Source organism: Halolamina sp. CBA1230, from assembly GCF_002025255.2.
In the GTDB taxonomy this organism is placed as follows: Archaea; Halobacteriota; Halobacteria; order Halobacteriales; family Haloferacaceae; genus Halolamina.
On the sequence record NZ_CP054587.1, the window covers coordinates 2,131,045 to 2,143,180 of the forward strand.

Annotated in this window: 11 protein-coding genes; 8 read left to right on the top strand and 3 right to left on the bottom strand. The window is 68.8% G+C overall.

Annotation, left to right across the window (positions count from 1 at the left end; translation table 11 throughout):
- The first annotated feature begins 37 nt into the window (after positions 1–37).
- The 3 genes from B4589_RS11275 to B4589_RS11285 all read left to right on the top strand — a co-directional run bounded on the left by B4589_RS11275 (position 38) and on the right by B4589_RS11285 (position 3,864).
- Positions 38–511, top strand: coding sequence for a pyruvoyl-dependent arginine decarboxylase (locus B4589_RS11275; RefSeq protein ID WP_079234366.1), 474 nt, complete (start codon positions 38–40; stop codon positions 509–511).
- A gap of 528 nt (positions 512–1,039) precedes the next feature.
- Positions 1,040–3,412, top strand: a complete 2,373-nt coding sequence (locus B4589_RS11280) for a DUF2298 domain-containing protein (RefSeq protein WP_158081174.1) — start codon at positions 1,040–1,042, stop codon at positions 3,410–3,412.
- Positions 3,413–3,489: 77 nt separating this feature from the next.
- The gene (locus B4589_RS11285) at positions 3,490–3,864 is read left to right on the top strand and encodes a DUF5811 family protein (RefSeq protein WP_079234368.1); all 375 of its coding nucleotides are present in this window, start codon (positions 3,490–3,492) and stop codon (positions 3,862–3,864) included.
- A gap of 283 nt (positions 3,865–4,147) precedes the next feature.
- On the opposite strand, the gene infB is transcribed toward B4589_RS11285, so the two are convergent.
- Positions 4,148–5,962, bottom strand: coding sequence for a translation initiation factor IF-2 (infB, locus tag B4589_RS11290; protein WP_079234369.1), 1,815 nt, complete (start codon positions 5,960–5,962; stop codon positions 4,148–4,150).
- Positions 5,963–6,167: 205 nt separating this feature from the next.
- On the opposite strand from infB, the gene B4589_RS11295 reads away from it, so the two are divergent.
- Entirely contained in the window at positions 6,168–6,413 is a 246-nt protein-coding gene (locus B4589_RS11295) for a PRC-barrel domain-containing protein (RefSeq protein ID WP_049979297.1), read from the top strand.
- Between the two features lie 2 nt (positions 6,414–6,415).
- The gene (locus tag B4589_RS11300; protein ID WP_079234370.1) at positions 6,416–6,874 is read left to right on the top strand and encodes an NOB1 family endonuclease; all 459 of its coding nucleotides are present in this window, start codon (positions 6,416–6,418) and stop codon (positions 6,872–6,874) included.
- A 20-nt stretch (positions 6,875–6,894) separates the two neighbouring features.
- Here the strand turns inward: B4589_RS11300 and B4589_RS11305 are convergent, their stop codons facing one another.
- Together B4589_RS11305 and B4589_RS11310 are read right to left on the bottom strand one after the other, a co-directional pair.
- Positions 6,895–7,605, bottom strand: a complete 711-nt coding sequence (locus B4589_RS11305; RefSeq protein ID WP_079234371.1) for a CPBP family intramembrane glutamic endopeptidase — start codon at positions 7,603–7,605, stop codon at positions 6,895–6,897.
- 62 nt (positions 7,606–7,667) lie between these two features.
- Complete coding sequence (locus B4589_RS11310) at positions 7,668–8,954, bottom strand: glucose-6-phosphate isomerase (RefSeq protein ID WP_079234372.1); 1,287 nt, start codon at positions 8,952–8,954, stop codon at positions 7,668–7,670.
- 788 nt (positions 8,955–9,742) lie between these two features.
- On the opposite strand from B4589_RS11310, the gene B4589_RS11315 reads away from it, so the two are divergent.
- From B4589_RS11315 to B4589_RS11325, 3 genes are all read left to right on the top strand, one after another.
- Entirely contained in the window at positions 9,743–10,207 is a 465-nt protein-coding gene (locus tag B4589_RS11315; RefSeq protein WP_079234373.1) for a universal stress protein, read from the top strand.
- Between the two features lie 113 nt (positions 10,208–10,320).
- Positions 10,321–10,851 (top strand): hypothetical protein, encoded by a 531-nt coding sequence (locus B4589_RS11320; RefSeq protein WP_079234374.1) that lies wholly within the window; start codon positions 10,321–10,323, stop codon positions 10,849–10,851.
- Positions 10,852–10,928: 77 nt separating this feature from the next.
- Positions 10,929–12,116 carry a DHH family phosphoesterase gene (locus B4589_RS11325; protein WP_079234375.1) on the top strand — a complete coding sequence of 396 codons (1,188 nt, stop codon included), beginning with the start codon at positions 10,929–10,931 and terminating at the stop codon, positions 12,114–12,116.
- The last annotated feature ends 20 nt before the right edge of the window (positions 12,117–12,136 follow it).

The window sequence follows — 12,136 nt, forward strand, 5'->3', positions numbered from 1 at the left end:
CCGTAGCCCCTTTCTCCGCGCGGCGCCGATTTCGCCCGTGAGCAGCAGCATCCACGTCGTCATCGGCGCCGGCACCGGCCCGACCGAGAAGGCCGCCTACGACGCCGCGCTGGCCGACGCGAACCTCCACAACTACAACCTCGTCCCGGTCTCCTCGGTCGTCCCGGCCGACGCCGAGGTGGCCGCCGCCGAGCAGGCACCGGATCTCGGCCCGGCGGGCAACCGTCTCCACGTCGTGCAGGCCGAGTCGAGTGCGGTCGGCCCGGAGACCGTCGCCGCCGGCGTGGGTTGGGCGACCGGCCCCGGCCCGGGGCTGTTCTACGAGGCCGACGCCGAGTCCGAGACCGACGTGCAGGCGCGACTGGAGGCCGGGCTGGCGGCGGGGCGGGAGCTCCGGGAGTGGACGTTCGACCACGAGGAGACGCTGATCGAGTCCGCCGAGGCGGTGCCGGGGGAGCACACGTGTGTGGTGGCGGTGGCGGCGTACGGCGAGAGCGAACCGATCTGTTGAGTTTTCGGTCGATTTGTTGGAGGCGTGAACGGTGGTAGCCGTACAGTGAAAACGCAGTTCTGACTTGCTTCTACCGGCAGACGAGCGGATTGGATCAGTAACGCCGTGAAAGCCCCTGCCCGCTCGGAGTTAGTTCTGTGCTCTGAGTGGCTGGTCGGCGTCAACAACACCGTGAAAGCCCCTGCCCGCTCGGCTCGCGCGACTCGCTGCGCTCCTCGTCGGTCACTTCGTTCCCTCCTGCGGTGCTTGCGTCGTCACCAGAAATCGGAGATTTCTGGTTGGCAGACGAGAGCTTCGCTCTCGTCAACGTCGTGCTTCGCCGAGCGGGCAGCCCCTTTCAGCCCCACCCAGACCGCACAGCCCACACGCCTCCCCAGCCGACTCGGTCGCTCACGTTCGTTCGCTCCCTCGTCCCTCGCGCTGAGACGCGGCATGAAGCCGCGCCCGCTTTCGCGCCACCGCACCGCCAGCGGTCAGAGAGAGGGAAGCGTCCAGAAAGACCAAAACGATCCGCGTGTACCCACATCCATGGAGTGGCTCCCCGTCCTCGCCTATCTCGTTCTCGTCGCGGCGTTCACGGCGATCGGCGCGCCCATCGCCGCCGCCCTCTTCCGGCACCTCCCCCGGAAGGGTGCGGCGTTCGCGCTCCCGACCGCGCTGGTCCCCTTCGCGATCCTGATCTTCTGGATCGGCCAACTCACGTTCGGCCTCCACACGCTCCTGATTGGGCTGGGACTCGTCCTCGTCGCCTCCGTCTTCGCGTGGCGTCGCGGCGCGCGCCCGGACTGGCCGGCGGTGGCGGCGATGTACGGCGTGTTCGCCGTCGGCTTCGGGATCATGCTCGCCTTCCGCGCGGCCGACCCCGCGATCACGCCGGCGGGGGGCGAGCAGTTCCTCCACTTCGCGCTGGTCAACGCGCTCGAGAGCGCCGAGGCGCTCCCGCCCGAGGACCCCTGGTTCGCCGGGAAGCCGCTGCGGTACTACTACGGCACCCAGCTCCAGGTCGCCAGCCTCTCAATGCTGACTGGAACCGCGATGCGCTACGGGTTCAACCTCGGCATCGCGACGTTCTACGGGATGCTGTTCGTCGTCGCCGCGGGCGTCGGCGGCGCCGTGGTCTCCCGCCGCGGCGGCTCGTTCCGCGTCGGCGGCGTCGCGGGTGCCTTCTTCGTCGCGCTCGGCGGCGCGGCGACGACCCCGATCCGACTGGCGACGCCGTACCTCCCCGACGCGGTCGACGGGATCGTCGAACAGGCCGCGTTCGGCTTCGTCGCCGAGCGGTTCGAAGGCGGCGACCTCGCGACGACCGTCGAGAACCTCTCCCAGCCGCTCGACTGGGGCTGGTGGTACACCCGCTACGTCGTCCCGGGGACGATCCAGGAGGTGCCGCTGTACTCCTTCGTGAAAGCCGACCTCCACGGCCACACGTTCGCGAACCCGTACGTCATGTTCGCGGCGGCGCTCGCCCTCGCCTACTACGTCACCCCCGCCGCCGAGCGGAAACGCCGGCTCGCGCTGGTGTTCGGCGGGCTCGGCGCCGTCGCCGGCCTGTTCGGCTTCATGAACACCTGGTCGCTCCCCACCGCCGCGGGGCTGGCAGCGCTGACTGTCGGCGCCGCCGACGCCCACCCCGCGACGCTGCTCCCCGACTCGCTCGCGAACCGTCTCCAGCCCGATTCGGCCCCCGAGAGCCGTGCCGAGTGGCTGGGCCACGAACTTTGGCGGGTCGCCCTCGCGGCGGTCGCCGCCGTGATCGTGCTCGCGATCGGGGTCGCGATCGCCTCGCCGTTCCTGATCTTCGGCCACGTGCCGAACAACGAGGGGATCGGGTTCCTCCCGCCGCGGAGCCCGCTGCCCGCGTTCCTCGTGCTGTACGGCGGGCTGGTGACCACGTTCGCGGCGTACGTCGCCACCCGCGGCTGGCCCGCGGTCGACGACATCCCGACGCCGTGGCTCGGGGCGGCCGGCGTGCTCGCTCTCGGCGCCGTCGCCGCGGCGGCGCTGCTCGAGAACGTCGCCGTGCTGGCGCTGCTCGGCACGCTGATCGTCGCCGGCTGGCTGCTCGTCCGCTCGGGGCGGGCCGGCTTCGGGATGGTGCTACTCGTCGCGGGCGCGGGGCTGCTCGCCGCGCTGGAACTGGCCCACGCCCGCCTGCCGCTGATCGCCAACCCGCGCTGGAACACCTCGCTGAAGGTGGGTGTCCAGGCGTGGACGCTCGGCGCCGCCGGCGCGGCCGTCGCGTCGGTCGCGCTCCTCCGACACCACGGCGGGCGACTCGCGTCACAGGTCGAGGCACTGGGCGAGAACGTCCCGTCGTCGCCGGACTCCGGCGCGGCGTTGACCTCGACGCTGACGGTCCTGCTGGTCGTCGGCGTCCTCCTCACGACTGCGGTGTTCCCCGTGATGATGTTCGCCGCCGAGATTGGTGGCCCCGTCGCGGAAGGGAGCTACGAACCCTCCCTCGACGGGCTGAAAGCCGTCGAGAACTACCACGCCAACGAGTACGAGGCGCTGCGGTGGCTCGAGGACCGCTCGGGCCGGCCGACGATCGTCGAGGCCCCCGGCAGTTCCTACGGCTGGACGAGTCCGGCGTCGACGTTCTCCGGCTTGCCGACCGTCGTCGGCTGGGACCACCAGGCCGAGTACCGCGGCTCCGAGGCCTACGAGCGCCGAGTCGAAGACGTCGACGCGATCTACGCCGCCGACTGGGAGCGCGCGGCTCCCATGCTTTCGCGCTACGACGTGACGTACGTCTACGTCGGCCCGAACGAGCGCGAGCGCTACGGCGACAAACTGCGCTCGTTCGACCGCGAGGCGTTCTCGGTCGCGTTCGAGGGCGGCGCGGTGACGATCTACGAGGTCGACCACGACGCCTTCCCGGAGTCGGACGGCGGCTCCTGAGTGCGGCGCCGTGGGCGGGTCCCGGTCGGTTCCACCGTCGGTGACTTTATCAGTGGATACCGCCAAAGACCGACGAGATGAACGGGACTGATTTCGCCGGAGCTCCGGGTATCATGGGGGGATCGTCGACCGATATCGAGCTCTCCCCCGACGAGAAACGCGGGCTGCGGCGAGCCGTGGCGGGGATCGTCTCCCGTACCGAGTCCTACCTACCCGAGGGGTACGTCGTCGGCTCCGAACTCACCTACGGCTCGGACGGGCCCGAGGCGACCGTCGCCGTCCGCCCGCCGGCGGGCCACCCCGTCAGCGCCGGGTTCCAGCCCGACGCCGACGACATCGAGGCGGGGCTCGACGACGCCGACCGCGACGAAGTGGCGAAGGGGCTCGCGGCCAGCGCTGCCGCACAGGTGATGTACGCGATGGGTGACGACCCGGTTCCGGTCGCACGGTAGACGGTCGAAGTTCCGCGGTCACTTTTCGTGGGAATCAGCAGTTCGGAGCGACGGTCGCTCGTCGGTTTGCTGCTACACGATCACGGCATCGGCTCCGTGCCGGCCGCCGACGCGGCCGGCCGGTCACTCGTCGGTTTGCTGCTACACGATCACGGCATCGGCTCCGTGCCGGCCGCCGACGCGGCCGGCCGGTCGCTCGCCGTGATCGGTGGTACACAGCCGCGGCGTAGGCTCGATAGCCGAGGCATGGAGGCCTCGGCCGGTCGCTTGCCGCGGCTGGTTTTCACTTCCCCCAAAACGGATCGCGCTTCCGCATCTGTTCCAGATACGCGTTCAGCGCCTCACGTTCGTCCGCGGGGATCTCCTCTTTCAGCTCCTGTTCGAGGATCTTCGCGTGTTTCTCCGGCAGGTCGATCCAGAGCTCGTCGCCCTCCTCGATATCCCGACCCACGGTGGGGCCGTCGATGGCGATGCTGACCCGACTACCCGCGCGGGCCTCGTCGACGTCCTCGCCCTGCTCCTGCATCCCAGAGAGTTCGCCCACTCGGACCGACTCGCCGTCCTCGAACTTCGCGACGCGGCGGTTGTTCTCGATCGTCCCCGAGAGGATCTCGACGCCGACGACCGCGGGGTCGTTCTGGCGGAACGTGTGGTCCTCCAGGATGCGGAACCGGGCGGGGCGGTGGATCTTGTCCAGCACGGTCTCCTGCTGTTCGCGCTGGCGCTCCTCGACGAACGCCTCGTAATCCTCGACCAGCTGATAGATCACGTCGTGGTTGAACAGCCGCACGTCCTGCTGGTCGATCTCGCGTTCGGCGTCGGGCAGCACGTCGACGTTGAAGCCGAGGATCACGCGGTGCTCGGCCTCGTTGGCGGTGCTGGCGACCGCGACGTCACGCGGCGCGACGTCGCCCACCTCCGCGCGGAGGATGGGGATCTCCGACTCCCGGAGCGCGTTGGCCATCGCCTCCAGGCTGCCGAGCGTGTCGGCTTTGACCACCACGCCCTCGTCGGCGGTGTCGACCTCGATCTCGGAGAGTTCCTCCTTGACCTCGCCGATCACGTCCTCCAGCGGCCGCCCGCGGACCACGCGGACCGGTGCGCCGGCCATCGCGTCGTCCAGATCGGGCGCCGCGAGCTTCACGCCGGAGGCAGCCTGCACCGAGTCGAGGCGTTCGAACTCCGCCTCGGTGCGGATCTCCGAGAGCGCCTTCGGGCGCAGTAGCGCGCGGACCTCCGTGACGATCGGGCTCTCGACGCCGCCGACGACGATCCGGTCGCCCTCCTCGATCTCGCCGTCGTACAGCACCACGTCCAGCGTGGCGCCGAACCCCTTCTCGTCTTTGACTTCGAGGACGGTCCCCTTCCCGGGGCCCTGGAGGTCGATCTCCATCTCGTTTTTCATGTAGCGCTGGGAGAGCCCCATCAGCACCGCGAGCAGGTCGGGGATCCCCTCGCCCGTCATCGCCGAGACGGGGACGACGCCGATGTTCCCCTGGAAGTTCTGGACCCGCCAGTAGAGGTCCGCCGAGAAGCCGGCGTCGGAGAGCTGGCCGATGATCTCGTAGAGGTTCTCGTCCAATCGCTCGCGGGCGCGGTCGGTCTGGGCCTCGTAGGTCTGCTGGACCGGGGCGTCGGGCTGGGGGTTCCAGCCCGGCGTGGTGTCGATCTTGTTCGCGGCGACGACGAAGGGCGTGCCGGTGCGCTGGAGGATGTCCAGCGCCTCCTCGGTCTGGGGCTGGAACCCGTCGTTCACGTCGACGACGAGCACGGCGATGTCGGCGAGCGCGCCGCCGCGGGCCCGCAGCGTCGAGAACGAGTGGTGGCCCGGCGTGTCGATGAACAGCAGGCCGGGCAGGTCGAAGTCCTCGGCCATCACGAGATCGCCGGCCATCGACGACACGGTGTCGAGCGGGACGGCGGTGGCGCCGATGTGCTGGGTGATGGCGCCGGCCTCGCCCTCGCTGACGGCCGAGCCGCGCACCTTGTCGAGCAGGCTCGTCTTCCCGTGGTCGACGTGGCCGAGCACGGCGACGATGGGCGTCCGGAGCGATCCGGGATCAGCGTCCGCGTCAGTGTCAGGGTTGGCGTCGGGCATCGAAAATCACCGAGAGAACGTCTCTTGGCTGAAGGGAGTCGGGGGCGCCAGTTACCTGTTTCGACTCTCCGCGGGCGTCGACGGACGCCGACGAGTTCCGAGAAGTCACGTCATCGAAACAGGAAGCCTGCCCTCCCGAGAGCAGGATACCCCGCGCCACCGTCGTGGGGTAACATTCAATGCGCCACAGCCTGTTTTGCTGCGCATGGCCGATATACTCGCCGAGAACCTCTCGGGGAAGGCAGTCATGGGATCGGACGGCACCGAGCTGGGCATGCTGTACAACATCACGATGGACCTCAAGACGGGCGAGCTCCACGATCTGCTGGTCTCGCCCAACGAGGACACCCCCCGCGGGAAGATCAACTTCGAGCGCGACGAGGGCGGCCGGTTCCGGGTGCCCGTCTCCCGGGTACAGGCCGTGAAGGACTACATCGTCATTCAACGGTAAGGATGGAGGTCCTCGACACGTCCGCGTTCATCCACGAGTACCACACCGAGGACGATCAGGTTTCGATCCCGCTCGTGAAGGAGGAGCTCGAGGGCGGGAACGAGTACCGCTTCGACGCGATGGAGGGCGCGGGGATGGAGCTCCACCTCCCCGCCGACGAAACCGTCGACCGCGTGCGCCGGGCCGCCGGCGAGACCGGCGACGCCGACGAGATATCCGAGACCGACACGCGCCTGCTCGCGACCGCGTTCGAACTCAGCGCCACGCTCGTGACCGACGACTACGCGATGCAGAACGTCGCCGAGAAGCTCGACATCGACGTCCAGGTGATCGCCCGCGAGGGGATCGAGGAGGAGCGCGAGTGGACGTTCCAGTGTGCCGGCTGTGGCCGCGAGTTCGACGAGGACCGCGAGCGCTGCCCGATCTGTGGCAGCGATCTCACCCGCAAGAACCCCGCCTGATCTGTTCTCACTACCGACGACTACGCCACCTGCCCGTACTGGATCGCGTACAGCGCGGCGTTGTAGCCGCCGTGAGCGACGGCTGGCACGATCAGGTTCCCAGTTCGCTCGTAGAGGTAGCCGAGCAGGATCCCCAGCAGAAAGGAGAACGCGACGTACGCCAGTGCGCCGCTGCCGCCGCCAATGTAATGCAGCGAGCCAAAGAGCGCGCTCGCGCCGACGATCGACGGCCACGGACCCCAGCTCTTGCGCAGTACGCCCTGCAGCCCGCCACGGACTAGCAGTTCCTCGGCCGGCCCGACGACCAGCAGCGAGACGGGGATCATCAGGAGGAAGTACGCCGGCGCGTGGACCTCCGGGTCGAGCGCGGGGTTCCGTGAGGGCGCCACGTCGATCAGCGAGAACGCCCACAGGATGGCGATCTGGCCGACGTAGAGCGCGACGACGGCGCCGATCGCGAGCAGCGCCTCGCGGCGGTCCGGCACGTCCCCGGAGAGCAGATCACGGTCGCCCGCGGCGACGACGAACAGCGCGACCGGGACGACGAAGCCGAGATACCGGACGACGGTGCTCGCGATCTGGTACGCCGTCGTCCTCTCCGCGACGCCCAGCGCCGGCGCGGCGCCGATCCACAGCGAACTGCCGAGGCTGAGACCGAGCACGCCCGCGAAGAACAGTGCGATCGCCTGCCCGACCCGGAGGATTCGGGAGTTCGAGGACGACTCACTCATCGCCCCGATCAAGCCGCTGCCCGGGCAAAGCGGTGACGGTCGGGCGTCGACGCCGGGGGTCGCTACTCCACGACCAGTCGATCCTTCCCGCGGACCGCCTCGGCCTCCGCGAACTCCCCGCCGCCGAGCAGGCCGCGAGCCGCCTTCTTCCCCCACTCCACCGCTGGCTGGGTGAACGTCGAGAGCTCGGCGAGCTCGCCGTAGCAGATGCAGGCCGCCTCCATCCCGAACAGCAGTTCGCCCAGCCCCCGCTCGTCGACGCGGTCGATCTCGATCCGGACGTTCGGACAGTCGGCGGCCGTCAGGCTCGCCTCGGTCGCCTCGAACTCCGCGTCGAGCAGCGTGCCGAGCGACTGGCCGCCGAGGTAGGAGAGCCCTTCCAGATCGGTATCGGGGATCCCCTGGTCCTCGCGCTCGGTCGGTCGCACGAGGGTGACGAGCTTGTCCCGCGGGCCGGCGCGGTACAGCTGGACCTGTGAGTGCTGATCGGTCGCGCCGAGCGCGCGGGCGGGGGTCTGGCCCTGCCCGTCCTTGCCGAGGCTCTCGGCCCACAGCTGGGCGAACCACTCCGCGAACGTCTCCAGTGACTCGGCGTAGGGCATGAACGCGTTCGTCAGCGCGCCGCGCTCGGCCAGCGCGTACGCCGTCGCGCCGTAGGCGTAGGCGGGCGAGTCGTACAGCGACCCCGCCAGCCGCTCGCGCTCGTCGGCGGCGCCCGCGAGCACGGCCTCGATGTCGTGGCCCTGGATCGCCGCCGCCGCCAAGCCGACCGTCGAGAGCACGGAGAAGCGGCCCGGCACGCCCTCCGGCACGTCGAGCGCGGGTAGGTCGTGCTTCTCGGCGAGGATCCGGAGGTTCCCCTCGGGGCCGGTGGTGACGAACGTCCGCTCGGTCCAGTCGACGCCCGCGGACTCCATCGCCTCGCGGACGACGAGGAAGTTCGACAGCGTCTCCGCGGTCGTGCCGGAGTTCGAGACGACGTTGACGGCGGTTCGGGAGAGGTCGAGCGAGTCGAGCAGGCGCGTGGTGTGTTCGGGGTCGACGTTGTCGAGGAAGTAGGCGTCGACGTCGCTCTCCAGCCCCTTGGCGAGCGTCGCGGCGCCGAGGGCGCTGCCGCCGATGCCGACCGTGAGGACGGCGTCGCTGTCCGCGAAGGGGGCGACGGCGCTCCGGATGCGCTCGGGGTCGGCGGTCTCGGGGAGGTTCAGCGATCGGTAGCCGAACTCGCGGTCGGCTATCCCGTCGGCGATGCGTTCGTGGGCCGCGGCCACGTCGGCGTCCAGTTCGTCGAGGGCGTCGCGGGTGAGTTCGGGGTCGCCGCCGAGTGCGTTGCCGATGTCGGTGCGCATGGATGGAGTGGTGTGTGGCGGGCGGAAGTAGCTTCTGAGAGCGTTCGTGATGATTCGGTTCTCGAGTGTTGGATAGATAGATCGCAGACGGCATCCGGTTTGTTGACTGTTGGGACGGCTACGGTGACAGCAACAGCATCTCGATCGTTGGCTACTGGGACAGCAACCGTGACGGCAACAGCATCTCTATCGTCGACTTCTGGGACGGCTACGGTGACAGCAACAGCAGCTCGATGCATGACCACTTGTGACCGCAGGGTGTCGGGCACGAGGCCCGACACAGCTCGGAGTCCCCACTCCTCCCCCCGCGCTCGCCGACCGCTGGCGAGCGCGAGGCGTCCACCGCCACCGCACCGCGGCCGAGGTGGCGCGAAGCAGGAGCGCCCTTCGGGGCGCGATCAGCGCGAGGGACGACTGAGTGAACGGAGTGAACGAAGGAGTCGGCTGGGGAGGTCCGTGGGCTGTGCGGTCGGGCGGGGCTGAAAGGGGCTGCCCGCTCGGCGAGCGAGACGACGTAAGCACCGCAGGGAGCGAAGCGACTGAGGAGCACAGCGAGTCGCAGCCCGGGCGATTCCGAAGGAATCGCCAGCAGCCGGGCGGCGTCGCCGCCCGGCAACGCCGAGCGGGCAGGGGCTTTCACGGTGTTGGGACACCTTCCTTCGGGAACGCTAGCAAACCCGAGACCAAAGCGAACAGCCATCCTTCTGCCGCACACACCAACTGAACCGAACCCGCAGAGAACGAATCAGCCCCGTCGGAGTTATCCCTCACCGCCCGAATCAACCCGTATGTTCGACACCATCGTCATCGCCACCGACGGCTCCGAGAGCGTCCAGCGGGCGGTCGACGTGGCGCTCGATTTCGCGGAGCAGTTCGACGCCGACGTGTACGCGCTGTTCGTCGTCGACGAGGGGCAGATCGAGTCCTCGCCCGAGAGCGTCCGCGAGGAGCTCCGTGCCGGACTGGAGGACGACGGCGAGGACGCCGTCGCCGACGTCGCCACCCGCGCGGAGAGCGCCGTGACGACCGCCGTCCGGGAGGGCCGCCCCGCCGCGGCGATCTCCGACTACGCCCGCGAGGTCGACGCCGACGTGGTGGCCACCGGCACACGCGGGCGCCACGGCGAGAACCGCTACCTGATCGGCGGCGTCGCCGAGAGCGTCGTGCGGCGCTGTCCCGTCCCGGTGCTGACCGTCCGGCAGTTGGAGGGCGAAGGCGAGGGCGACACGGACGCTGCCGAGTCCGCCGCGTAGCGAGACCAGACGTGTCCGGGTTCGAGTGAGTTCTGTGACTTGCTGCTGTAGCGTCGGATCTTTTTCTCACAAGACAGATAGAGTTTTAATGCATACGATCTGTATGGGAAACAATGAAGCGTCGTAATGTACTCCGAAGCGTGTCCGTGGCTGCTGGCACGGCTCTTGCCGGATGTTCGTCAGTCCCCGGATTTGGCGGGTCTGGAACGGTTCTAGGGCGAATCGAGGTAATCAACTACTCTTTCGAACCGAATCAGATTCGGCTATCGGTAAAACGAGACGACGAAATTCTCCTTGACCGAGAGATTTCGCTGACTGCCATCGATAACGATGATGGGGGTGCGTGGACGATCATTGATCCGGTTTGGTCGAACGAGAAGGGCCAGTACACCGTCCGTGCCGTTCACTACGGGAAAGACGATGATCGGGAAAGCGAAGATTGGGAATATACGTTCACGGAGAGAGATTACGAGCAGTACTACGGCGACAATCACGAGGACCCCGGCTGTGTCGGCGCCGTCGTGAAGGTCGGAAGCCTTTCTGAGGACGAAAACGGGACGATCGGAATCGGACCGACGTATATGGAGAACCCATGTGAACTGCCGGCGAACTTCAGCCCGGCGCAGGCGGTCGACGAGCACTGAGCCGGCCTCGAATCGCGCCGATCGACCCGGAGGCGCGGTTCCACGCCGCTTTTACGCGCGGTGGGCGTCGCTCCGGTATGGACGACGAACTCATCGAGACGAGCGAGCTCTCCCTGCACCGGCGCTCGCTGCTGCCTGGGAAGGGCTTCTTCTACCCCGACTCGCTGGCGGAGGATCGCACCGAGGAACGCATTCAGGAGGCCGTCGACGGCGCCGAAGCCGTCGTGATCACCGACTCCGACGCCGACGGCCTGGGCTGTGTCGCGCTGATCCGCGAGGCCCGCGACGCCGCGCTCGACGTGGCCCCCTTCGAGGAGGCGCTGGCCCAGGAGATGGCCGACGAGGAGCCGGACGAGGACGACGACGAGAAGGGCGAGGACGAGGAGCCACACGAGCGCTCGACGGTGGCGCTCGTCGCGTCGGGCCCGGGCGATATCGAGGAGTCGCTGGAGTTCGTCGCCGAGTACGTCGAGGAGGGGACGGACCTGTACGTCTGTGACATCTGCCCGGACAGCTACGAGTACATCGCCGACGACCTGGAGACGCTGGTCGAGCGCTGCGGCGAGGTGCGGTGGTTCGACCACCACCAGTGGGCCGACGAACTCGAGGCGAGCGTCCGCGCGGCGGGCGTCGACCTCGTGATCGGCGACAGCGAGGAGGAGTGTACGACCGACGTGGCGCTGCGCTCGCTCGACTACGCGTTCGACGAGCGCTACGCCGAACTCGCGGAGGTCACGCGCGACCACGACCTCTGGCTGAAGCAGGACGAGCGCAGCGACGACCTCGCGGACTACGCCTACTGGAGCGGCCCGGAGGAGTACGCCACGGTCGTCGGCGAGTACGGCGCCGCGCTCCCGGAGACGGTGCTCGACTACGTCGACCACCGCCGCGTGGAGAAGGAGCGCCGTATCGAGGCCGCAGTTTCGCGGGCCAACGAGCGACAGATCGGCGACTGGACCGTCGGCGTCACGTACGGCCGCTGCTCACAGAACGAGGTCGCCGAGGCGCTGCGGGAGCAGGGCTGTGACGCCGCGGTGATCGTCAAACCCTCGGGGAGCGCGTCGATCCGGGGGTCGGAGGGGTTCGAGCGCTGTCACGAGGTTGCCGGGCAGGTCAACGGCGGCGGCCACCCGAAGGCGGCGGGCTGTAAGCCGGACATCTACGACGACATGCTGGACATGGCCCAGCACTGGACGACCGAGGGGCAGGCCGCGCGGACCGTGATCCGGCGCGCGTTCGAGGAGTTGGCTGAGGAGTCGGACTGATTTACAGGCTGTCGAGGCGA